Genomic DNA, 23,241 nt, shown 5'->3' with positions numbered 1-23,241 from the left:
AAAAAGTTGAGAGTTATTCTAACATTTTTGGTCGAAAAAGGGGTTCTTGATTAGAGATTATTTGTTAAATATCAGAAGGTTAGGCTTTTTTTCAGGGGCGACTACTTATCAGTAGCAATTATTTCAATTGTTATCCTCAGAGGAAAGAATAACAAGTGTTTAATTTTCATGTTTATATTCGACTAATCATTGTTGCCTGTATTTTTATGTGTAATTTTTTATTTGCACATGGTGTCAAGCACGATCGTGTGCATCAGTTATCACATCAAATTTCAAAATCACCTAATAATCCACAACTTTATATTAAGCGTGGAAGAGTCTATCAAGACAGCGAAGAATATGTATTAGCGATGCAAGATTATCAGCAGGCGCTTAAACTGGATAATAATTTTCACGAAGCACTTTATTGGCAAGGATATATTTATTCTGTGCAAGGACAGCTAGAGTTGGCAGAAAAGCAATTATTAAATTATTTAAAACAGCAACCTGATTCACCAGCAGGGCATCGAACACTAGCTAAAGTGTACGAACAAAAGAATCAATTGAATTTGTCAATACGTCATTTTGATCAAGCGATTGACGTCGATAAAAAAACACCGCCACAAGTTTATCTTGAGCGAACCAGAGTACAGTTGAAAATTAAACCGCTACCAATTGTACAAATTGAGCAGGGATTAAATCAGGCGATTAAAAACTTTGGCGCAATTGTCACAATTATTGAACTCATGGTAGAAAGCTACCAGCATGCTCAGCAATGGCATAAAATATCTGATGCAATTGCGTTATTACCTAAAAGCCTACAACAATCACCCCAATGGCTTTATAAAAAAGCATTTGCTTACCAAATGATGAATCACAATCGTCAAGCGAAGCAGACTTTTATTCAAGTTCAACAGCAAATCGAACGCTTACCTGAGCATCGAAAAAATAATCCTGCATTTCAACAGTTATGGCGTCAAACTAATAGTCAACTGAAACAGCTACATGAATAGAGAAAATAAAAATAATGTTAAATTAGGACTAATAAAATGAAAAGTAGAAAACCTGACAGTCATTAGCTCATTAATTACTTTGCTACTACTGTCAGGCTCTTTATTAATATTAAGACTTTTTAGTCAATGAATTTAGCAGTTTCGTGTAATTTGCCAAATCAAGTGCGTAAAAACGGGTTTTTGGTGCGATGTAAGTGAGAGTGTAAATACCATTTTTAGTAGCAAAGCCTGAAATAATCAGTTTGTAAGGAACACCATCACTATTTTGCGTATCCAAAAATATTTGAAATCCATCATTGCCGGCAATCGACTTCGGATTGTTTTCTGAGGTATCAATAGTCATTGACTGATTTCTTGCCTTGTACTCTGCTAAATAAAGCTCTGCAATTTCATAGGGGAGGGCATTTTCAGGAAAATCCTGTTTGATAGTTTCAAATGCTTTTTTCTTTGCAGTAAAACTGACTGTAATAGATTGCAGTGAAATTGCATCACGCGTAAGAGTAACGTGTTCTTTTGATTTTATAACCATCCATCCTTTAGGAAGCATAAATTCATATTGGTTATTGATTTTTTCAGATTTTTCCTTTTTGATATAGCTCCAGCCACCACAACCCATTATAGTCGATAAAAGTAGTGCGATAACAATCTGGGTAAATATTCTTAACATTGTCTATTCCTTGCTTAATTTATTTAAATAGTACTCAACCAGCTTCAATTCTTTGGTTGACTGAGTATTTTTAAGATAATAGGTTAAATGATTTTTGGCTTCTGTGTATTTATTCAGTTTGTAAAAATACAAGCCTAAATCTTTATGGGTTTCAGTAAACTCAGGTGAAAGCTCAATCGCCTTTTGATAGAACTTGATAATTTCATCATTATCTGCTGAGGTTTTTCGCTTGGCCTCGGCTAGATAATAATAACCAATACCACCATATCGTTGTTGTCTCTGCTCATTACTTAATAATGAAATCAGACTGTTATATCGCCCAAATTCTAATTGTAATCGTGCTGAATCCTGTAGAATATTTTTAATGAACTGTTGATAGTTTTTTTCGCCTAAAAAGTTAGACCGACTGGTTGTTTCTTTTGTCATTTTATTAAATAAAGTAATTCGCTTTTCTAACTTGGGGTGCGAAGAAAAGAAGAATGGTTCATCTGTTTTACTATCTTTCACTTCAATCAGTAACTTTTGCATAGCACTAGCTGCTGCATCTGGTGCATAGCCTGCTTTAACCAGTCGTTCAAAACCCTTGTGATCCGATTCCAGTTCAGCTTTTCGAGAGTAACCATAAATAGATGAAGTATTTGCCAGAACACTTAGCAATCCAGCAATGGGGATTCCCATTAATAAGGTGCTCATCGCTCGTGCTGATTGCACCGACTGATATTGAATTGCGCCATGTTTTTGAATAAAGTGTGTTCCCTCATGCCCAATAACCGAGGCAATTTGTGCTTCGTTTTCAAAGGCTGCCAAAAGTCCCAGGTTAATATAAATGGCTCCGTTCGGAAGAACAAAAGCGTTATATGAAGGTGACTTTAATATCTTAATTCGCATTACATCGACATAGTCAGGAAACAGACGATTTAAAATATTATTTAAATACTCTTCAAGTGCTGGATCTTCATAAATATGATTGCCATTTACTGCTTCTTTTTCGAATTCTTCACTTTGATGCCAGATTAATTTTTCATCAAAACTTAAATTTGAAACCTGCCCTTTATTTTGAAAGGGTTTCAGGTTTGAACTGCATCCTATGATAAAAAATAAACCAAAAGCACTAATAAAGGATAACCAATTATTTTTCATAGTGATCACCTAATTGGATTGCTTTTTCGACTGTGCAACTTTTTTCTTTGAGGGTTGATAAAAAGCAAGATAATCATCAACTGAGCTACCAAAATATTTTTTGAGAGATTGGATATTGTCAAAGTTAGGTGGTGATATGTCGTTTGAACTCCACAAGATATCGCCTGTTTCAAGCTCAACAATACTCATGTATATATTACTGCCGCCCATTGGGATGCCTATGCCTAATATGGCTACGCCAACGGCGAGTGCGGCCCGGCCACCGGTTGAACGTACATCAACAGCATTAATAAACAAAATCGTATCGGAGTTGATTTTTTCTCGTAAAAAACTTAACCCTGGCCCAATTGAATAATCGAAGTTTTTCTTTTTGTGGTCCCACATTGCACCATAATTTACCGCAGCAGGTCCAACAACACGATACAGTGCAATGTGTTCATCGAGTATTTTTTGCTCTTCAGCGGTGAGTTGTGGGTGGTTTTTTATTTGAATATCTTGTCTTTCTTTTTGTAAAAGATTAATTGCTGAGCTGAATGATTGAGTTGACATTTGACCCCATTCTGGTACTTCTTCAACTGCACCGCCTGCGGTAAAACGAAAGACCTTAACATCCGGCTGCAAAACAACAATTTCAGTAGGTGGATTACTTTGATGGTTGGTTAGTTTTTTGTTAATGAGCGCCTTGTTTGCGCCGCATCCCAAAATAAAAATTAAACAGCCAACGATGATGGCATTTTTGATTAGATTAAACATCGACTTCCCTTTTATTTTTATCGAAATATATATTAACCGGAGGACGATACCATGAATTCAATATTTTTGACAAATATTTATATGAACCTGGTTGGGAATCAGGTAAAAGCAATTGACCGCCAAGAAAAAAGCCTCGTAAAACGAGGCTTCAAATTGCGATAAAAATAAGTTGGTGTTATTGAATTACAAGGTTACCTCATTAGAGCAACTTTGGGTTGAGCCTTCTTCGCACACTTTGAAGGTATAACTACTGTTGCGATTCACACGGTAAGTTGCTGAGCCATCGTTGGGCGTTGTATTATTAAAACTGCCATTAACATAAATATCAACATTGGCCGTCGCCGCGCCGCTCCAGTTAATGGTAATTTCTCTACCGTTTCCACTGCGTGAGCCGCTGAGGATTAAATCACTGCCGGTGCCATCAGAAACAAAGACGGCTTGGGTTTGCGATCCAGTTGCCCCTTCATTATCGGTTACTGTTAGAGTTACACTGTAATTACCATTAGCCGAATAAGTATGATTGGTGCTAATGCCTGTTGCCGAACTACCATCACCAAATTGCCAGCTATAAGTGACAATTGAACCGTCGCTGTCACTACTGTTGGCGGCATCAAAACTACACTGCCATTGGTTACAGTTAACACTAAAACTCGCTGTTGGTGGTAGATTGCTGCCAGGTGTGGTGCCACAGGTTTGTCCGGCTAAATAATCAGAGGCATTTTTAGCTTTTGCGATCCCATAACCAAAGTAATCATCGCGTCCAGGTGTACCCTGATCTTCGGCGGTTTGTTTAAGCGCATTGCGAATTTCTTCACCGCTGCAATTGGGATGATTTGACCAAACTAATGCCGCCACGCCCGCAACCGCAGGGGTTGCCATTGAAGTGCCATCCATAAATCCATAATCAGATGCGCCTACCGATAAACTGGCGGTGGTTGCGCCAAGGATAGCGGTGCGATCTTCGAGGGCTGTTGCCACTGCAGGAATAGTTGTATTGTTAGGAGCGCCCAAGGTCCCGAATAACATACCGGGTTCATTGTTAATAATGATTGCCCCAATACCGCCAGAGTTTTCACAATTTAGTACTTTGTCTTGAAAGCTGATGTTGCCGCGATCAATCACACAAACTTTACCGTTAGCACCAGCATCAACTGTTTCGCCTAGCCCCATAAAAAATGTTTGTCCGGCCGCATTGCCACTGTTTTCAAAGGCCGAAGAGGTTAGTGCGGTATTACCAACACTTAAATTTGATAAAGTCGCCGAACCCGCAGGGTAAGTTGAAAGTACGCCCACACCTCCGGCGGTCACTTCGACGCCATAACCATCATGGGTTTCTTCATATCGGTTTTTACCGCGACCAACAGTTTGGGTATTACTGGGAAATTGTGAAAATGAAGCGATTTGGTTGTTGTTGTCGTTCGCACCGATCATCATTACCGATTTGTAACCAGCTGGATACGAACGCACATTATTGCCATCATTACCTGCCGCAGCTAATACGAGTCCACCATTGGCCACAAAGTCATTAAATGCATTTTCTTCGGTCGAGTTGGCACCGCCACCGCCGAGGCTCATGGTAATGATATTGGCACCAGCCGCGCCGCATTTGCCTGCTGCATAAGCCAAATCTGATGAATAACCCCATCCACTATCGTTGAACACCTTAATAATATGCATGGGAACCCCAGGCGCCATTCCAACAACGCCGACACCATTGTCTTGTGCGCCGACGGTTCCTGCAACATGGGTTCCATGTGGACCGCCATCTCTGAACCAGTCGTTGGTGCCTGAGTCGCTATCGCCGGTAATGGCTGCCCAGTTAAAATCTTCATTTCTACCACCAGTTTCACCCGTATCACCAGCGATACCTGAGTCAATCACACAAACTTTTTGGCCAGGTTGCAAAGTCAGTTGATTGGCTTGAGACTGGTAAATCGAATAGGGAGTAATTTGTTCACTATTGGGGTCGCCCGCATCGTCATTATAGATTGCCAATGGGTAGCGTCGTTGGTCTATCTCTATTTTACGAACTGCCCGATTATTCTTAAGCAGTCCCTGAACATCCTCAAGCTTTTTTCCTTTAAAGGTCACGGCAATAAATTCATCAGATTTTAGATGAACTTGACCGCCAGCACTTTTAGCCTGAGCTATCGCCGCGGCTCGATTACCCGAGTCAACTTGAATAATATATCGATCATCATCGGCCATTAAATTGCCACTAATACACAATGAAACGGCCAATACTGTGTTTTGTATTTTACTTCCGAAAGCCATTATTTTCTCCTGGTTGATTTATTATCAGTGCTTAAAAAACTTGATTCAATTTAATAAAGCTAGAAGATATTTATGGCAAGAGATAGCCAATATTGAGATATATCAACAGAAAAATTTAAAAAGTTATTTTATAAATTTTTGAGATATAAACAGCTTTGTCGAATTGCCGCTTATCCGGTGGTGAATTGCCGCATTTGCCTGTTTCCACTTCCTGGTTACCAGCCAAAGCCTTTGAATGTGTGGATTGCTGCTCGAATTTAACCTTGGCACAGTGATTGCAAAAAATATCCTTGATTGAAAACAACGGCGGTCAGAGGCCAGTAATTTCAAGCGAGTGTATCCCATTGGTGATGCGCAAGTTTCGGGCAAAGAAACGTAAGTACGGTAAATCAGGAAAAACAATGTCGATCAATTTTGAAAAAGCATTTGGTATTCACGAAGCCGCGTTAAATATTCGCGAACAACGAGCGCAAGTGCTTGCCAATAATCTGGCCAATGCGGATACACCAAATTTTAAAGCCAGAGATATTGATTTTTCCAGTGCCCTGTTACAAGCGCAATCTAGTATGCAAAGTGGTTTGGTAAAAACCTCTCATAAACATATGGACAGTCAGATTGGTCGAGAAATCCCCGGGCTGTCTTATCGAATTCCTTTTCAACCTGATACCGGTGATGGTAATTCGGTTGATGCGCAAATAGAGCAAACTAAATTTGCCGAAAATGCCATGCAGTATCAGGCTACCTTGCGTTTTTTAGATGGCAAAATTAAGGGCTTGATGCAAGCACTTAAAGGCGAGTAACAACATCATTGTGATGGGAGAAAGACATGGGGCTTTACGATATTTTTAACATCAGTGGTTCAGGTATGGCAGCGCAAAGTGTGCGTCTGAATACTACCGCCAGCAACATTGCTAATGCCGATAGTATTGCTAGCAGCACTGAACAAACTTACCGAGCCCGTCATCCGGTATTTCAGGCTGTTTTAAATGGCATTGCCAGTCATTCATCGGACGATCAGGCCTCAGCTGGTGTGAAGGTTAACGGCATTATCGAAAGTCAAGCCGAACCTGTTGCACGTTACCAGCCCGATAATCCACTGGCAGATGAAAATGGCTATGTGTATGCCCCTAACATTAACCTGGTTGAAGAAATGGCAAATATGATTTCGGCATCACGTTCTTATCAGTCGAATGTGCAGGTTGCCAACATGACTAAACACCTGCTGAGCAAAACGCTGACTTTAGGTCAGTAATTCGTGGCTAATTGAAGAGAGATTAACGATGACATCTCCAGTAAATACAACCAACTATGCCGATATGGGGTTAACTACACATACGGCGCCAACTCGCGAAATTAAAAAAGAACTGGGACAGTCTGATTTTCTGGCACTGCTCACTACTCAGTTGGCTTCGCAAGATCCATTATCACCGGTAGACAATAAAGAATTTATTTCGCAAATGTCGCAATTTGCCAGTCTGGATAGTTTGCAAACGCTGGTTAACCGGTTTGGCGAGTTATCAAACTCACTCACATCAAATCAGGCTTTGCAAGCATCAGCTCTCGTTGGGCGTAATGTATTAATTGAAGGCAACGAAGGTTATTTGATGAATGAGTCGGTGATGGCCGGCCAGCTCAATTTGGACCAAACCACGACCAATATTCGATTTGAAATTAAAGATCCTGCCGGTCAAGTTATCCGCAGTATTGAAGTTGGCACGCAAGAAGCCGGTGATATCGATTTTATTTGGGATGGTAATAACAATGACGGCGAAAGAATGCCACCCGGCAATTATATTGTTGCCGCTTATGGACAAGTCGGAGGCTCAACCGAGCAATTAAAAACCTCGATGGTTGCACGAGTTGAAAGTGTCAACCTTGGCGGTTCAGAAGGGCGGATTCTGCTCAACCTAACCGGGCTGAATCAAATAGATTTTAATGAAGTAAAAGAGATTGGTTAAACAGGAGAGAAGTTATGTCATTTAATACAGCGTTAAGTGGTCTCAATGCGGCGCAGGCAGAACTCAATGTCACTGCAAATAATATTTCAAACGTGAGCACCACGGGGTTTAAAGAATCCCGAACAGAGTTTGCCGATATATTTTCGACAACTTCTTTCGGAAGTTCGGGTACCAATATTGGTAACGGGGTGTTGCTGGCCAATGTGGCCCAGCAATTTAATCAGGGAAACCTTGAGTTTACTGCCAATACCCTCGATTTGGCGGTGTCAGGCGAGGGCTTTTTTATTCTCTCTCCTGGTGAAAACAACGATAACGCCATTTTTACCCGTAATGGTGAGTTTGGAGTCGACAACAATGGATTTGTAGTCAGTAATGCCGGCGCAAGGTTGCAAGTGTTTCCGGTAAATGCTGATGGCACAGTAACTGCAACCAGTTTATCCAGTACTATTCCGCTGCAACTGCCACAGACTGCTGGTGTACCAACAGTGACCTCATTAGTTGATATTGGGGTTAACTTACCTGCGAGCGCCGGAAATCTTGATCCATTAGCATTTGATCCACTCCAACCCTCGACTTTTAATGCATCAACGTCATTAACTGTATTTGATTCACTAGGTGAGAGCCATGTTGTAACTGCTTACTATGTTAAAGTGGCTGATAACCAATGGGCAACTTACTACAACACAACCGATTCTGCCGGTGCAACTTTGCCGATTGATATTACTGGTGGGGCTGTCGGTGCCGGTGGACAACTTTATCATGTGACCGATTTTGATAATTCGGGTGGCTACTTATCTAATACACCTGACCCCATACAAACCGAAGCAATCGACTTTTTAAATGGTTCTGATCCCAATCAGATTATTGGGTTTAATTACGCCAACAATGGTACAACTCAATTTTCATCGCCTTTTACAGTGAATGTCTTAAACCAAAATGGTTTTCCTATTGGTCGATTGACCGGGGTTGAAATTTCCGATACTGGTGTAGTGCGTGCCAACTTTAGTAATGGGCAAACTACTGCATTAGGAAAAATTGCCTTGGCTCGTTTTCAAAACTCACAAGGGTTAGCGCAAATTGGTAATAACTCGTGGGAAGACACTATTGATTCAGGTTCGCCCTTGGCCGGTGAAGCATTAACATCGAGTTTTGGACAAATTCGTTCGGGTGCATTAGAAGTTTCCAATGTGGATCTAACCGAGCAATTGGTTAATTTGATTGCGGCACAAAGAAACTTTCAGGCCAATGCCAAATCTATTGAAACTAACAATACCATTACTCAGGCGATTATTAATATTCGTTAATTTACTTTTAAATAAATTTAAAAAGGAAGTTGATGAAAAGTAAAACTCTCACAATATGAAAGCGTCAATTATATAAAATATTCTGCGGCTTTAGTGATTGAAGCCGCTGTATTGTAATGAACTGTTTTAAACCGATAGTTATCAAATGGTGATGTTATTTTAAACGTTGAAATTAATTGCTGGTCTTAAAGTTGCATTTAAAATTGTGTTTTATTTTGAGTCAGATATTCAATAGAAAGTGAAAATTATATCACCACTTTTATTAAACGCATGGATGCCAGTTAAACAATGATCAGGAGCGCAATATGGATAACATGCTTTATATTTCCATGACGGGTGCCCGAGAAACGTCTTTGGCTCAGGCAAACACCGCGCATAATCTTGCGAACGCTAAAACATCGGGTTTTAAGGCCGATTTGGCACAATTTCGCTCGATGCCCGTATATGGTGAAGGTTTACCAACACGCGCATTCGCGATGAGTGAACGGCCAGGGCATAACTTTGAACAAGGGGCAATGTTGACAACTGGACGCAACCTTGATATTGCCATACGTGGCGAAGGTTGGTTTGTTACCCAAAATGCAGAAGGACAAGAGCTGCTAACACGACGCGGCGATTTAAACATCACCGCCAATGGCGAACTGGTTAATGCCGTTGGTCAACCAATATTGGGTGAGGGCGGACCAATTGCTCTGCCGCCTTTTGAAAAAATCGATATTGCCAAAGATGGTACGATTACTATATTGCCACTCGGTGCTGAGGCAAATGCATTGGCTGTCATCGATCGTATTCGCTTGGTCAATCCTGATCCGGCAACCCTTGAAAAAAATAAACAAGGTTTGTTTTATAGTCTTGACGATGAACCTTTTGCCAATGATGCTGCCGTTACTTTAGAAAACGGAATGCTTGAGTCAAGCAATGTGAGTGTGGTTGAAGAGCTCACTAATATGATTACTTTATCCCGCCAATTTGAAGTGCAAGTCAAATTAATGTCCTCTGTTGAAGAAAGAGGCGCAGCATTGGATCGATTATTGCAACCTTAATCTTAAATTGTGGTAAAGCCGTCACTGATAGACCTCATCAAGCTTGATTTTTTTGATGACAATTTTCAATCGATTGCTCGGCTAATTTAAGATAAAGAGGTAAACAATATGCTCCCTGCACTATGGATCGCCAAAACCGGTTTAGAAGCACAGACTAAAGATCTGGCTGTGATTTCCAACAACCTTGCCAACGCTGGCACCGTTGGATTTAAAAAATCTCGTATTGCATTCGAAGACCTGTTTTATCAGAACTTACGCCAGCCCGGCGCTGATTCTTCGCAAGACACTCGCTTACCATCGGGCTTACAAATTGGGACTGGTGTTAAGGTGGTAGCAACTCAAAAAATTCATACGCAGGGAAATTTTCAAACCTCTGAAAACCAGCTTGATATGGCGATTCAAGGGAATGGTTTTTTTCAAATCTTATTGCCCGATGGGTCAACCGGATATACTCGTGCGGGAAATTTCACACTCGATGAAAATGGGCAAATTGTTACCCAAGGAAGCGGCTATGTTTTGCAGCCCGCAATCACCATTCCGCAAACGGCTATCAGTATGGATGTTTCCACCGATGGTACGATAACCGTGCAAGAACCTGGGCAGGCAGCCCCAACCAATTTAGGGACTGTGCAACTGGCCGATTTTATTAACCCTACCGGACTACAACCTATTGGTGAAAACTTATATGTTGAAACGGGCAGTAGCGGCGCACCGGTAATTGGTACACCCGGACTCGATGGTATTGGCGCGCTGCGTGGCGGACAATTAGAAACATCCAATGTTTCAACCGTCGAAGAGCTGGTTGCCATGATCGAAACTCAACGAACTTATGAAACCAATGCCAAGGTTTTATCGGCAGTGGATCAAATGTTGCAGTTCATTAATCAAACACTTTAGTCCATCGACATAACGGGAAAGTTAAAATGATTCGTCTGCTAAAATATATGGGTTTATCAATACTGGTTTTGCTGTCATCGGCCTGCACCACCATTTATCAAGATGCGATGATGAATGATCCACAATGGGCGCCTGCTTATCCACAGATGACGGATACCAGTCAAACTAATCCCGGCGCTATTTACAGTCCTGCATCGGCGCAAATGTTATTTCAAGATAAAAAAGCGTTGCGCGTGGGAGACATCATTACCATCGTTCTCACCGAAAATACCAACGCCAGTAAAACCGCCGACACCGAGTTGGCAAAGGATTCGAATACGGCGCTGGCCGCACCTTCAGTGTTTGGTAATATTTTGTCGGTGGGTGGCGGTATGCCTGACTTAAGTGTTACCAGTGGTGCACAAACACGAAGTTTTAAAGCAGAAACTGACTCGGCACAAAGCAATCAACTTCAAGGTACCATTACCGTAACTGTGCATCAGGTTTATCCGAATGGCAATTTAATGGTTAAGGGAGAAAAGTGGATCGCATTGAATCAAGGGAGCGAATTTATTCGTGTTGCAGGCATTGTTCGACCAGAAGATATCGATAAAGATAACCAGATACTCTCCACACGTATCGCCAATGCTCGAATATCCTATGGTGGACGAGGTGTATTAGCTGAAGCCAACGAAGCAGGTTGGCTAACACGATTTTTTAACTCGGGTTGGTGGCCTTTTTAAGCGAAGCTTAAGAGCTTGAAATTATTTTTATTAAAGACATGTTAAATGAAAAAATATTTAAATGAAACAAAAGGCTAATTGAATAAAGTATTTTACAACGTCAGGTTAATTTAATGAAAAGATTCTATCTCGTTTTAATTCTATCGCTAGGTTGTTTTGGTCTGCCTGTTTTGGCTGAAAGACTAAAAGACATTACCAGTGTTCAAGGCGTTCGTGAAAACCAGTTAATTGGTTATGGATTAGTTGTTGGATTGGATGGAACAGGTGAAAAAACTCGTTACACAGAACAAACCTTTCGTACGATGCTGGCCAGATTTGGAATTAATGTACCACAAGGTAGTCAATTAAAACTTAAAAACACTGCTGCCGTCGCGGTACATGCAACGTTGCCGGCATTTGCCAAAGCGGGTCAGCGAATTGACATTACTGTGAGTAGCCTGGGAGAAGCAAAAAGTTTACGTGGCGGTACCTTATTGATGACACCTCTACGAGGTACTGATGGTAAAACCTATGCGATTGCACAAGGCAATTTAATTGTCGGTGGGTTTGGTGCGTTAGGTGCTGACGGTTCAAAGATTAGTGTGAACCATCAGACGGTAGGTCGAGTACCCAATGGTGCAACCGTTGAGCAAATGGTGGCGACCAATTTTTTAAGTCATGACTATTTGGTTTTTAATTTAAACAAACCTGATTTTACAACGGCGGTGAGAGTCGCTAAAGCAATTAATCAGTTGGTTGGCAGTCAAACAGCTAAACCCATTGATCAAACATCGATTCAAGTTAATGCACCTCGCGATGCTGCGCAGCGTATTCATTATTTATCGGTGCTTGAAAATATTGAAGTACAACCTGCCGAGTCAATTGGGCGCATTGTGGTCAATTCGCGTACTGGAACTATTGTAATAGGTAAACATGTAAATTTAAAAGAAGCCGCGGTGGCTCATGGAAACTTAATTGTTAAAATCAAAGAAAATATCGATGTTAGTCAACCTGGCCCATTAGCAACTCAAGGACAAACCGTTGCAACGCCCAACAGTGAACTGGAAGTCAGTCAAGATAATAATCGTATGTTTCACTTTAAACCTGGGGCAACTTTGCAGCAATTAGTTGAAGCCGTTAACGCCGTGGGGGCAGCACCTGGTGATGTGATGGCGATTCTCGAAGCATTGAAACAAGCTGGAGCTATCAGTGGTGAGCTGGTGGTAATCTGATGAAAGATTTTATGACTCAATCTATGAATATGCAGGGGATGGATCGCGCCAGCATTTACAATGATCTCAATTCATTGGATGCTATTCGTCGCCAGGGAAAAGTGGATGAGTCAGGGGCTATTGAAAAAGCGGCAAAGGAATTTGAATCATTCTTTATGAATATGATGCTTAAATCGATGCGTCAGGCCAGTGAAGTGATTGGTGATGAATCACCTTTTTCCAGCCCACAGGAAAAAATGTTTATTGGAATGCTGGATGAGCAAATGGCCGTTGAACTGTCGCAGCAAGGTCACTTCGGTATTGCTGATTTAATGTTGTCACAACTTACTCAAAGCGCACCAGAAAATACCATGCAGTCAGTAATGCCGGCTATACCTCAGACACAGCTCGCATCTAAATCGTCAAAAATTAATCCGTCAGCTCGAATACCAACGGATATATTGCCTGCAAATAAAGCAATGCTATCTAACTCAGTGAAAGTGCAATCGGCTGCGTTGAATTCAGACTCATTAAAAGCAGAAATTTCGAAAATAGAATATTTGAAAAAAGAAGATGTGAATACCAATTTGGTCACAACAAGCTCGTTAGATTCAGTTGCTTTAGAAGCCGAAACGCTCGGTAAAAAAGTCAATGAGGTCGCTTTGAAGCCCACTAAACGTGCTTTATTTGACTCGGTTCAAAATTTTGTTTCAACCTTGTTGCCTTATGCCACAGAAGCGGCAAAAAAACTGTCAGTTGATCCAAAGGTGCTGCTAGCACAGGCTGCGCTGGAAACTGGCTGGGGAAAATATGTTATGCATGATGAACAAGGCGTGCCAGGGCATAATCTCTTCGGAATTAAAGCTGGCAAACAATGGGAAGGTGAGGTGATTAATATTGATACTTTGGAAGTGACGCAGCAACAGTTTAAAAAAGTTAATGCCAGTTTCCGAAAATATGAAAATTTTGCCGAATCATTTCAAGATTATGTGAATTTTGTTACGCAAAGCCCGCGTTATCAAAAAGCATTGGAAGTAAGTGAAAATCCCGAACAATATTTAAATGCGCTGCAAAATTCAGGTTATGCAACGGATCCGCAATATGCGCAAAAAATTATGCGAATTTATCAAGGACAAACTGAACTGAATGTTGAGTCAATTGACAGTGAGTCAGAATAACAAAGGTAATTGATCATGAGTAATATATTTGATATCAGTGTGTCAGGGTTGCTAACCAATCAAGCGTCAATCGCAACAACTTCACACAATATAGCTAACGCCAACGTCGACGGTTATTCCCGTCAACGAGTTGATCAAACTGCGCGAATACCTCAATTTATTGGTGGCAATTATGTAGGGACTGGCGTAGAAGCTGGGGTAATCAAACGCATATTTATCCAGTCTCAGCAATTAGAGGTGCAGTCGGCAACGGCCAACTTTAATAATTATGAGAGCTATTTGACTCAAGCAAAAAGGGTTGATGGTTTGCTTGCTGATAGTGATAGCGGTATCAATAATGCGATTCAGAATTTTTTTACAGCGCTACAAGGCGTGGTCAATGATCCTGCTTCAATTCCGGCTCGACAAGTATTAAAAAGTGAATCTGAAATGATGGTTGCTCGGTTTGATTTGGTGCATGCACAATTAGAAACTCAAATTTCAGAAATCAATGGTAGTATTGATTCGATTGCCAAAGAAATTTCAACATTAGCCAGTTCGATAGCCAATTTAAATAATCAGATTGCCGGCTCTCCTGGAAATTTTCCACCAGATTTATTAGATCAGCGAGATCGTCAAATTGTTCGCTTAAGTGAACTGGTTGCGGTACAAACACTACAACAATCTGATGGTAGCGTAAATGTGTTTATTGGGACCGGGCAAGCATTAGTGGTGGGCAGTTTGGCTAACGAACTCACATCGGTAGTTGATCCGTTAGATCCCCGTAGTCGCAAATTAAATATTACTTCAGGATCATCAAGCATTGATATAACCCGAAATGTAAAAGGGGGAGAAATTGGTGGATTACTCGACACGGTTAATGAAATTATAGAACCCGCCTTTTATACCTTGGGCCGTGTTGCGATGGGGATTTCTAGTACCTTTAATGCACAACATCAACTGGGAATGGATCTGAATAATGAATTGGGGGGTAACTTTTTTACCGATATTAATGAATCAAGTTTAGAGCTTTCTCGCGTAATTAGTGGTAGAAATAATACTGGCAATGCGGCAGTCAGTTTAACCATTGATGATCCTTCGCTACTTCGTGATGCTAACTATCAACTTTATTTTTCTGGTGGTAATTATCAATTAATCGATCAAACTACTGAAACTACTTTAGCTACATTTGCCCCGCCAGCGGTATTACCAGATTCAGTTCAAATTGCGGCAGAAGGTTTTACGATTAATTTTTTATCAGGCGTGCCGAATAATGCCGATGCTTTCGAGTTGCAACCCGCCCGAAATTTTGCGCGTGATTTTGATGTATTAATTTCCAATGCGGAGCAAATTGCCGCCGCGTCGCCAATACGCGGTGAACAAGCAATTAGTAACATCGGCTCCGGTGCAATTAAATCAATTAATGTAACTGACACAACAACGGCTCAGTTTACGACAACGCCAGGAAATTTAGCTCCGCCCATTCGCATTGAATTTGATGCAACGCCGGGTGAATTTTCAGTTTATGATATGACAACGGGATCTCCGGTGTTAATTGCTGGTGGTTTAACGGGGTTTGTTGCAAATCAGGAAAATAATATGTTGGCACTAGCTGGCGCACCATTTAATACTTATGGCTATGAAATAACATTGGATGGGGCTCCGCAGCCTGGCGATACCTTTGATATTAATTACAATACTAATGGCAGTGGTAACAATGACAATATTACCCGACTGGGCGACTTACAGTTTGCCAATACATTAGATAACGGCAATGCCAATTTTCAACAGGCATTTGGGCGAATTGTCGCGAGCGTTGGGGTGAAAACTCAGTCAGCACAAATTAAGCGAGATGCCGCAGAAAGTTTATTGTTTCAGGCTAATGAGCGTAAAGAAAGTGTTTCGGGTGTTAACCTAGATGAAGAAGCGGCCGATCTGATTAAGTTTCAACAAGCTTATGAAGCTTCGGCACAAGTCATTAATGTTGCTAGAACTTTATTTCAAACGGTATTAGATTCAGTGCGCTGATGAGTGTGAAACATCGAAAAAATAATGCATTAAAGCACTGTCAGTCGCGTATCAAAGATAAAAGCTTTACTGATTAATACTTGGCAAGTTGAGTGCGTTTTTAGCGTGGTTAACTGAATTGATTTTAATGGTAAATAGTTTAGCGCAATGAGCAAAACGCAATAAGCAGAACGTAATGAGCAAAATGTAATGAGAATCTCAACTACCCAAATGACCAATGCTGGTGTCAGAGAAATGCTGTTGCGCCAGGCTGAGCTTCAATATACCCAATTACAGTTAGCGACGCAAAAACGGGTGCTGACACCGTCGGATGATCCGGTTGCTGCGACTTCGATTAGCTTTTTACAAACTGAAATTTCTCAACTGGAACAATTTAATGTCAATGGTGATGCGGCTAAAGCGAGTAACGAATTAGAGGAAAGCGTTTTAACGGGGACTACGGATATTTTATTTCGTATTCGTAGTTTAATGGTGAATATGGGGAATGGTACCTATGGCAAGGAGGAAATTGGCAGTATTGCTGTCGAAATTAATGAGCGCCTTGGGCAACTATTTGGTTTGGCTAATACACAAAATTCTAACGGAGACTATTTGTTTGCAGGCAGTAAAGTCAAGTCACAGCCTTTTGTGCGCGATGCCAATAACAATGTTATTTATAACGGGGATCAAAATCAGCGTGTGATTCGAGTCAGTAGTGGTGTTATAACGCCGGTTTCTGATCCCGGGTTTGATGTTTTTATGAATATCAAAAATGGTAACGGTAAATTTGTCACCGGTTCAAATGCAGCAAATACTGGAACAGGATTAATGAATACCGGCAGCTATCAGGCGCCACCCGCATTTTTAGCAGAGCCTTACACGATTACTTTTGGGGTGAATGCCAGTGGTGTCAAAACTTATACTGTCACTGGAGATACCTCAGGGAGCACCATTATTGCTGCAACACCCTGGCAAGAAGGCGATGCGATTAGTTTTAACGGTATTACCACCAGTATTTCTGGTCAACCAGAGGCTGGTGATACATTTAGTATAACGCCAAGTTCAGCCGAAGACTTATTTAGTACGATTCAATCGGTTATTGATGCAGCGGAAGCATTTGTCGATACGCCAGCAGCACGCGCGCATTTTGCCAACGTGATTAATTCTGCGCAGGAAACACTCGATCAGCAAATGGAAAATATTGATGTCGTGCGCGGTAAAATCGGGAGCCGACTAAATGCGATTGAATCTGAAAATAACAGTAACTTATCGTTGCTTGTTACCAGCAAGTCGGCGCTTTCCGATGTGCAGGATTTAGATGTGGTTGAAGCCTCGACACGATTTTCACAACAACTGGTTATTTTAGAAGCCGCCCAAGCTTCTTTTGTACGCGTACAAGGATTAAATCTGTTTAACTTTTTATAAGAATTATTTGATATTTTTTCTATTTTAAGTGCGCAATTATTAATCGATGGGGCTATACGAGGGGTTAAAAAAACAAATTCATTGCGGTATAGTGGATGTTATGATTAATTAACTTTGAGAATTGAATGCCTGTTTCTTACCGTCAGTTACAATCGTTTGATGCGCCTAAGTATCGTGAAATCCGTTTACAAAGCTTGCGAGAAAATCCCGACGTGTTCGAGGCCGATTACTATTTTGAATCGCAGCAACCACAACTGACCTTTGAAAAGCGTTTAATTGAGAAAGATACCGACTCATTTATTGTTGGCGCTTGGCTACATGATCAACTGATTGGCATTTGTACTTTTGTTAATAAAAATAATGAAGCAATTCATGGCGCGGGTACATTAATTCAAATGTTTGTGAAATCAGCATTTCGTCGCCAGGGAATTGGTTTGGCACTGGTCAATTATTTTGTCCAGCAAGTGATTGACGATGGACGCAATCAACAAATAATACTGGCTGTAAGCCCTGATAACTATTTAGCAAAACAACTATATCATAAGGCGGGTTTTCGCTTATTACGTCAACAAGCCGTACCTCGGCTCGATATTTTTTACCGAAAAATCGACGATAAACAATAGCTGATTATGGTGGGCTTTTTGATAAGTGTTGATTACCGCTGTTTAATTTAATTGGTTGCTGAAAATAACTTACGTGCACTGATAGCGCACGGGGCAAAGCCCATTGATGACCAAAATTGATGTGCCATTTGATTATTGGCGGTATAAGTACACTCGGCATATTCAATCCCTATTTCCTGAAAACAGGCAATGACCTGATTAACTAAATTGCGAGCATGTTGTTGGTGGCGATATGCGGGGTCGACCCATAGTAATTGAATGATACCTTTCAATTGGAGTTTGAGTAGACCGTTATCGTTAATGGTGCTTGATGCCAATATGAAGCCGACGGGTTTATCGATATTTTGTGCGACTAGAAACAGGGAGTTAGGGTTGGCAAATTCATTTTCCAGCCAGCGCTGAATATTTAATTGAAAATGTTCATGGAGCACCAGTTCGCCACTGTCTTCATGTTGCTGCAGAGCGATTGTCCATTGGGTAATTTGTTGTAAGTCAGTTAAGTTTGCTTGTCTGATTGAATGCATACATCAGCTAACATTTGATGATGAGGGATGATGGTTATTATAAGCTTTAATGGCGTTGTGTGCCTTATGTAAATTGATACTGGCTTTAATTGATCCCGATTTTTCTTTAATTATGGCTGCTCTGACTTTTTGATCCGTCTCATCGATGGACTTTTTTATTGATAACATATCATTAATGTTGTTTACACCAGCGTTATTGGTATCATTGGCCGATTGATTAAAAAAATTCTCTAGTACTTGTTGGCGAATAACCGTTTTTTCTGCCACATTGTCCCAGTTGGCATTTTCAACTTCACCCAATATTTGCTGATTCAGGGTGAATATTTGCTGGCAGAAGTGATTCATCAATAAGTTATCTCTTTATTTAATAGGTTGAGCTTTATTTATTTAACTCTTCAAGTGCTTGCTCTCGAATTCCATCCCAGGCTTCTTTGACTTGTTGCATAATTTTAAGCACGTCATTGAGCTTATTCTCATCATTTTCAATATTTGCCGCTACTAAAGTTACGGTGCAATAATCATAAAGTGCGTCGAGATTACTGGCAATTTCGCCACCTTTTTCATGATCGAGGCTGCCACGCAACCCTCCAATAATTGAGATTGCCCAACTGATATGTTGACCTTTTTCTGCGACTTTATTATTTTTCAGAAAAAATTTCGCCCGATTAATTTTTTCAATCGCACCGTCTATCAACATTTGAATCAAGCGGTGAGGGTCAGCATTTTCGACCCCGGTAGTTGCACTCATCGATGTATATGCTGATGCACCTGTTAGTCCCATTTTTCAACCTCATCTATATTATTTGAGAATTAACCATCATTCATGTAACGACGTTAATCGTGTTAATTACTCTTTTTTACCGGAAAATCCGGGTAAATTTGCAAACTGTTGTGCGATATAACTCTGTGTACTGTTCATTTGCGCCACGATTGCATCCATGGTGGCAAACTGCTTCGTTAGGCGCAGCTCTAGTTGTTCAATTCTGACGGCCAGACTGATTCGTTCTTCGGCAATTTTATCGATTTGCTCATTCAATGCTGCTTCGCGGGTGGTGATGATGCCATCAATCCCCGTATAATTGTCGATTAAATCTCTAAGTTGGGTAGCAAATCCGTCATCGCCAGCAAACAGTTCATCCAGCTTTTCAAAGTCACTGTTAACGACTGAATCGAGTGTATCGCTGTCAATTTCCAGTTGGCCACTTTGCGTTGTTGAAATACCAATCGATGATAAAGTATTAAATGAACTGGTGGCCGAATTGATCTTTGTAGACAGCAAGTTACGTATTTGAGAATCTGCCTGGCGCAGCGTGTAATCACCAACCAGCAATCCAGGTTGATCCGTATTGGCAGAACCTAATTGTTTGGTGACTTCAATAAAAGCATTAAATGCATCGACAAATCCAGTGATGAGAGATTTGGTCCCATCGGTATCCAGTTTGATATCCAGAGTTTCAGTTGTACCAACGGCATTGGCCTTGCTAACATCAATAGTGACGTCTTGAATGATATCGGTAAATTTGTTGGTTTTACTGGTTGCGGTTAAGCCGTCTATTTTAATCGATGCATCATCGGCGGGGCGTGTAGCGACTCCTGGTGCTAAATCGGCTAGTGCGGCATCACCAGTGTAACTGATAACCAAATCATTACCGGCACCAGTGGTTGATGAATTAAACGTTAATACACTGCCGGTATCGATACCGTCAGAAACATTATTCAGTAAGTTAACGGAGACTAAATTATCATTACCGGTCGCATCGTTAATTTTGTCACGAATGGCTTCCAAATCATCCGTCGCTGAAACGTCTACATCAAAGGTATTGACACCAACAGTAAAGGTCAATTTGCCACCTGTACCAAATGTGGTGGTTGCACCACCCGTAAAAATAGAGGTTTCATGCTTGCTGCCAACGGCCAGTTTTTCGACTTCTATGGCATATGAGCCGGGTGTAGCCGTTGATGAAGCGGTTGCTTGAAAATAGCTGCTATCGGAGATGGTAACTTTTCGCTGTGCATAATTAGAACTCAAACTTAAACTGAGTGCGGCTGATTTTAATTCATCTAAAGCAGAATTAAGCGAGCCCAGACCACTTAACGTCAGCGTGACATCAGTTTCCAGCCTATCAAGACTGTTCTTTTTGGGCGTTTCTTCGGCAGTGACCAAAGCATCAACGATGCTTCTCACATCGAGCCCCGATCCTAGTCCGCCAATGCTGATTAATCCCATGATGTTTACCTGCTGGTTAATCGTTAATGTCAGAAAGATGATAGTCTTTTTTTAAAACTGTCTTTCTAACGCTTGTGTCGTTAAAAATTACTTGAAACATAATTTTTACAAATGGGCAGCAGATTTAAGATATAGCTGTCCCTTTAGCTCAATTCGCGTGAGCTAAAAAAATCATGTTTGAACCAATTTTTAAAGCAACTTTTTATAGCAACTTCTAAAATAACGTCTTAAAGTAAAAGCAATTACTGCGCCAAAATAGCTGGTTTAAATTAGAGGAGGCAGACCTCCTCAATTTAAACCTTCTCCTGAAGTAAAATTCCGCTATTACCAAAATCTTCTTCATTGAGTTCCTTCAACCGTTTCGATAAGTTGATTAACTCTTCAGGCGGAAACTGTCTGATTAACTCATCGGTTTCTCGATCAATAACCCTAACAATGGTTACTCCCAGTTCATCATCAACTTTAAATTGCAAGCTTCGATCAATACTTTGAGTGAATTGTTGAAATTCCTCTATTTGTGATTGAACTGAATCTGTCAATTTTACTGTCTTTTCCTCTTTTGCTACTTTTTGATTATCCACGTTGAGCGGTGTTACATTATCACTGCGAGAAACTTCCTGTACTTCAACTTTGGATAATTCACTACTTTTAGAAGGCGCAATATTGCTCGATTGCGGCAAACCTCTGCCACTATCCACCTGAGGCGGTTGAAAGTTGCCTGACAAATTATAAATAGCCATAGCAATTTACCTTTTTAGAGCAAATGAGAAAGTCAGCCAAAGCCAACTTTCTCGCCAAACGTTAATCATTCGATAAACGCCTACCATTAACTTACTGTAGTAGTGACAGTACTGACTGACTTGAAGCGTTTGCCTGTGCCAATACTGATAACCCAGCTTGTTGCAGTACCTGATTTTTAGACAGGTTTGCTGTTTCAGACGCAAAGTCTGTATCACGGATACGTGAACGTGCAGCCGAAGTATTTTCGATAATGCTACCCAGGTTAGCGATTGTTGAACCTAGTCGGTTTTGGATCGCACCAAGATTAGCCCGCTGAGAATCGATTTTTTGAATCGCAGCATCAACGACTGCTAATGCTGATTGCGCACCAGAATACGTTGAAATATCGACACTTTGGATTGAGCTGAAGCTACTGGTTGAAGAAGCTGCAGCAAAAACCTCAGTACTGGCTGTTGCCGTGGTGATTTGACCTTTAGAACTTGATAAAGAAATTGTTCCAACGGTATTACCAATGATAGTACCACCTTCAGTCAGAGTATCTGTTCCAATGGTGATCGAATCATTACCGGCTGTTGCGTTGGCAAAAGCTGAAAGCGCGATATCTCGGCCGTCAGTTGTTGACAAAGTTAAACTGGAAAGATTGTTTGGATCAGAAAATGAAGCCGTAACTCCAGATGAAGATGATGAACCGTTGATAGCAGCAGCAATCGCGGTCAAATCATTCGCATTGGTAACAGTGGCGGCAATCGCACTACCGTTTAATGTGAAGCTGACATTTCCCGCGGCAGTCAATCCAGATAATGTGGTCGAGTTACTGGCGGTTGCAGTAATTCCAATTCCACTGGCTGCGGTATTGATTGCAGTGGCAATATCTGCCGCACTGGCATTGGCTGCATAACTGATATTGGCTACTGTACCACCTTCAAGTGTAGTTAATGACAAATCAGTTTCGGCCGCGATACCATTAGCAACGGTAGAAACAGTGGTTCCTAAAATTGAGCCACCAGCACTGGTTAACACGTTACTACCTAAAGCAGTTGCTTTGGCACTGGCAACGGTAACCGAAATGGTTTCATTGGCTTGTGCACCGACCTGAATATTTTTGGCTGAGAAAGTACCGTCTAGTAATTTGGTACTACCAAAACTGGTAGTATCAGCGATACGACCCAGCTCGGTTACCAGCGCAGTAACCTCAGATTGAAGTGCCGCACGCTCTGAAGTACCGTTAACATCTGATGCTGACTGGATAGACAGGTCACGAATACGTTGCAGAATGTTGGTCGATTCCTGCAATGCACCCTCAGCAGTTTGCGCTAAAGAGATACCATCATTTGCGTTTCGAATTGCCACGCCCAGACCATTAATCTGAGAAGTTAAGCTATTTGAAATCTGCAAACCCGCAGCATCATCACGTGCACTGTTGATACGTAAACCAGTAGACAGTCGTTGAAAAGTTGTTTGAAGTGCTTCGTTTGTTTTTGATAAAGATCGTTGTGCGCCAATAGACGACACATTAGTTTGAATAACATTACCCATGATAAATCTCCTAAACCTTTGATATTCAATAAATTTGAAATTACAAAGTGCTTAAAAAATA

At 41.1% G+C, this 23,241-nt stretch carries 23 protein-coding genes; 13 read left to right on the top strand and 10 right to left on the bottom strand.

Features of this window, described 5'->3' with window-relative positions:
• The first annotated feature begins 155 nt into the window (after positions 1–155).
• Positions 156–992 (top strand): tetratricopeptide repeat protein, encoded by an 837-nt coding sequence (locus ABVT42_RS11715; protein ID WP_353895599.1) that lies wholly within the window; start codon positions 156–158, stop codon positions 990–992.
• Positions 993–1,101: 109 nt separating this feature from the next.
• Here ABVT42_RS11715 and ABVT42_RS11710 read toward each other — a convergent pair whose 3' ends face one another.
• The 4 genes from ABVT42_RS11710 to ABVT42_RS11695 form a co-directional block, all read right to left on the bottom strand.
• A complete protein-coding gene (locus tag ABVT42_RS11710; protein WP_353895600.1) occupies positions 1,102–1,659 on the bottom strand; it encodes a hypothetical protein in 558 nt (185 codons plus the stop codon).
• A gap of 3 nt (positions 1,660–1,662) precedes the next feature.
• A complete protein-coding gene (locus ABVT42_RS11705; RefSeq protein WP_353895601.1) occupies positions 1,663–2,799 on the bottom strand; it encodes a M48 family metalloprotease in 1,137 nt (378 codons plus the stop codon).
• A gap of 9 nt (positions 2,800–2,808) precedes the next feature.
• Positions 2,809–3,552, bottom strand: coding sequence for a hypothetical protein (locus tag ABVT42_RS11700; protein WP_353895602.1), 744 nt, complete (start codon positions 3,550–3,552; stop codon positions 2,809–2,811).
• Positions 3,553–3,735: 183 nt separating this feature from the next.
• On the bottom strand, positions 3,736–5,826 hold the full coding sequence (locus ABVT42_RS11695; protein WP_353895603.1) for a S8 family serine peptidase: 2,091 nt from the start codon (positions 5,824–5,826) through the stop codon (positions 3,736–3,738).
• Between the two features lie 401 nt (positions 5,827–6,227).
• Here ABVT42_RS11695 and flgB point away from each other — a divergent pair, with 401 nt between their 5' ends.
• From flgB to ABVT42_RS11635, 12 genes are all read left to right on the top strand, one after another.
• Positions 6,228–6,626 (top strand): flagellar basal body rod protein FlgB, encoded by a 399-nt coding sequence (gene flgB / locus ABVT42_RS11690; RefSeq protein WP_353895604.1) that lies wholly within the window; start codon positions 6,228–6,230, stop codon positions 6,624–6,626.
• A 26-nt stretch (positions 6,627–6,652) separates the two neighbouring features.
• The gene (gene flgC / locus ABVT42_RS11685) at positions 6,653–7,078 is read left to right on the top strand and encodes a flagellar basal body rod protein FlgC (protein ID WP_353895605.1); all 426 of its coding nucleotides are present in this window, start codon (positions 6,653–6,655) and stop codon (positions 7,076–7,078) included.
• 28 nt (positions 7,079–7,106) lie between these two features.
• Entirely contained in the window at positions 7,107–7,784 is a 678-nt protein-coding gene (locus ABVT42_RS11680; RefSeq protein WP_353895606.1) for a flagellar hook assembly protein FlgD, read from the top strand.
• A 14-nt stretch (positions 7,785–7,798) separates the two neighbouring features.
• Positions 7,799–9,088, top strand: coding sequence for a flagellar hook protein FlgE (flgE, locus tag ABVT42_RS11675; RefSeq protein ID WP_353895607.1), 1,290 nt, complete (start codon positions 7,799–7,801; stop codon positions 9,086–9,088).
• A gap of 305 nt (positions 9,089–9,393) precedes the next feature.
• Complete coding sequence (gene flgF / locus ABVT42_RS11670; protein ID WP_353895608.1) at positions 9,394–10,131, top strand: flagellar basal-body rod protein FlgF; 738 nt, start codon at positions 9,394–9,396, stop codon at positions 10,129–10,131.
• A gap of 108 nt (positions 10,132–10,239) precedes the next feature.
• A complete protein-coding gene (gene flgG, locus ABVT42_RS11665) occupies positions 10,240–11,028 on the top strand; it encodes a flagellar basal-body rod protein FlgG (RefSeq protein ID WP_353895609.1) in 789 nt (262 codons plus the stop codon).
• A gap of 26 nt (positions 11,029–11,054) precedes the next feature.
• Positions 11,055–11,750 (top strand): flagellar basal body L-ring protein FlgH, encoded by a 696-nt coding sequence (gene flgH, locus ABVT42_RS11660; protein ID WP_353895610.1) that lies wholly within the window; start codon positions 11,055–11,057, stop codon positions 11,748–11,750.
• A 113-nt stretch (positions 11,751–11,863) separates the two neighbouring features.
• Positions 11,864–12,961, top strand: a complete 1,098-nt coding sequence (locus ABVT42_RS11655) for a flagellar basal body P-ring protein FlgI (RefSeq protein WP_353895611.1) — start codon at positions 11,864–11,866, stop codon at positions 12,959–12,961.
• The gene (gene flgJ / locus ABVT42_RS11650) at positions 12,961–14,118 is read left to right on the top strand and encodes a flagellar assembly peptidoglycan hydrolase FlgJ (RefSeq protein ID WP_353895612.1); all 1,158 of its coding nucleotides are present in this window, start codon (positions 12,961–12,963) and stop codon (positions 14,116–14,118) included. Before ABVT42_RS11655 ends, flgJ begins: the two co-directional genes overlap by 1 nt.
• A 15-nt stretch (positions 14,119–14,133) precedes the next feature.
• Positions 14,134–16,125, top strand: a complete 1,992-nt coding sequence (gene flgK / locus ABVT42_RS11645) for a flagellar hook-associated protein FlgK (protein ID WP_353895613.1) — start codon at positions 14,134–14,136, stop codon at positions 16,123–16,125.
• Between the two features lie 189 nt (positions 16,126–16,314).
• Complete coding sequence (gene flgL, locus ABVT42_RS11640) at positions 16,315–17,529, top strand: flagellar hook-associated protein FlgL (RefSeq protein ID WP_353895614.1); 1,215 nt, start codon at positions 16,315–16,317, stop codon at positions 17,527–17,529.
• A gap of 125 nt (positions 17,530–17,654) precedes the next feature.
• The gene (locus tag ABVT42_RS11635; RefSeq protein ID WP_353895615.1) at positions 17,655–18,152 is read left to right on the top strand and encodes a GNAT family N-acetyltransferase; all 498 of its coding nucleotides are present in this window, start codon (positions 17,655–17,657) and stop codon (positions 18,150–18,152) included.
• A 47-nt stretch (positions 18,153–18,199) separates the two neighbouring features.
• Here the strand turns inward: ABVT42_RS11635 and ABVT42_RS11630 are convergent, their stop codons facing one another.
• From ABVT42_RS11630 to ABVT42_RS11605, 6 genes are all read right to left on the bottom strand, one after another.
• Positions 18,200–18,676 (bottom strand): GNAT family N-acetyltransferase, encoded by a 477-nt coding sequence (locus ABVT42_RS11630; RefSeq protein ID WP_353895616.1) that lies wholly within the window; start codon positions 18,674–18,676, stop codon positions 18,200–18,202.
• 3 nt (positions 18,677–18,679) lie between these two features.
• Positions 18,680–19,021, bottom strand: coding sequence for a hypothetical protein (locus ABVT42_RS11625; protein WP_353895617.1), 342 nt, complete (start codon positions 19,019–19,021; stop codon positions 18,680–18,682).
• Positions 19,022–19,055: 34 nt separating this feature from the next.
• A complete protein-coding gene (fliS, locus tag ABVT42_RS11620; protein WP_353895618.1) occupies positions 19,056–19,457 on the bottom strand; it encodes a flagellar export chaperone FliS in 402 nt (133 codons plus the stop codon).
• 66 nt (positions 19,458–19,523) lie between these two features.
• The gene (fliD, locus tag ABVT42_RS11615; RefSeq protein WP_353895619.1) at positions 19,524–20,903 is read right to left on the bottom strand and encodes a flagellar filament capping protein FliD; all 1,380 of its coding nucleotides are present in this window, start codon (positions 20,901–20,903) and stop codon (positions 19,524–19,526) included.
• A gap of 293 nt (positions 20,904–21,196) precedes the next feature.
• On the bottom strand, positions 21,197–21,643 hold the full coding sequence (locus ABVT42_RS11610) for a flagellar protein FlaG (protein ID WP_353895620.1): 447 nt from the start codon (positions 21,641–21,643) through the stop codon (positions 21,197–21,199).
• Positions 21,644–21,734: 91 nt separating this feature from the next.
• Positions 21,735–23,180, bottom strand: coding sequence for a flagellin N-terminal helical domain-containing protein (locus ABVT42_RS11605; protein ID WP_353895621.1), 1,446 nt, complete (start codon positions 23,178–23,180; stop codon positions 21,735–21,737).
• Positions 23,181–23,241: the final 61 nt, after the last annotated feature.

It is taken from the genome of Aliikangiella maris (assembly GCF_040719265.1).
Lineage (GTDB): Bacteria > Pseudomonadota > Gammaproteobacteria > Enterobacterales > Kangiellaceae > Aliikangiella > Aliikangiella maris.
The sequence above is the reverse complement of the archived record's forward strand: the minus strand, read 5'-3'. Positions and strand labels throughout refer to the sequence as shown.